Here is a 758-nt window from a genome sequence, read left to right as displayed (position 1 = left end):
TGTCCGTCGTCAGATCATTTGGCGCAGTTTGGGTCTTGGATTAGCGGAGTATCGGCCTCGTCTTTGGGTTGATGTTATGCGGCGAGCTTGCGGTGCTGCAAGCGCCGATGCTGGATGGTTTGTCGTTTGATCCTTTCGCGCTGTTTTATGATGGCTGCGGCCCTGCCGAAGTAGGCGTCTGCCGGGGTCACGTTGTCGAGGCTCTCATGATAGCGCCTGTGATTGTAGTGTTCGACGAAGGCGCCGATCTGGGCCTCCAGGTCGCAGGGCAGGAAGTAGTTCTCCAGCAGGATGCGGTTCTTCATGGTTTGGTGCCAGCGCTCGATCTTGCCCTGGGTCTGGGGATGCATCGGGGCGCCGCGGACGTGGCTCATGCGATTGGTCTGGATATAATCGGCCAGTTCACTGGCGATATAGCAGGGGCCATTATCGCTGAGCAGCCGGGGCTTGTGATGCACATGCACCTGGTCGCAGCCTGAGGCCGCGAGGGCCATGTCCAGCGTGTCAGTGACGTCCTCGGCCCGCATTGTGTTGCACAGCTTCCAGGCGATGATGTAGCGCGAGTAATCGTCGAGCACCGTGGACAGATACATCCAGCCCCAGCCGATGATCTTGAAGTAGGTGAAATCGGTCTGCCACATCTCGTTGGGCCGCACCGTTTTGGTGTGGAACGCATCTGCCGCCTTGATCACCACATAGGCCGGGCTGGTGATCAGGTCGTGGGCCTTGAGAAGCCGGTAAACGCTGGCTTCGGACAC

General features: G+C 59.1%; 1 protein-coding gene. It reads right to left on the bottom strand.

Annotated elements, in window-relative coordinates; genetic code table 11:
• Positions 1-74: 74 nt before the first annotated feature.
• The coding region (locus tag H0482_RS16425; RefSeq protein ID WP_193731112.1) for a DDE-type integrase/transposase/recombinase at positions 75-758 on the bottom strand (684 nt) is incomplete at its 5' end.

The organism is Devosia faecipullorum (assembly GCF_015158295.1).
Lineage (GTDB): Bacteria > Pseudomonadota > Alphaproteobacteria > Rhizobiales > Devosiaceae > Devosia > Devosia faecipullorum.
Note: the sequence above shows the minus strand (reverse complement) of the source record. Positions and strands in the feature narration are given on the sequence as shown.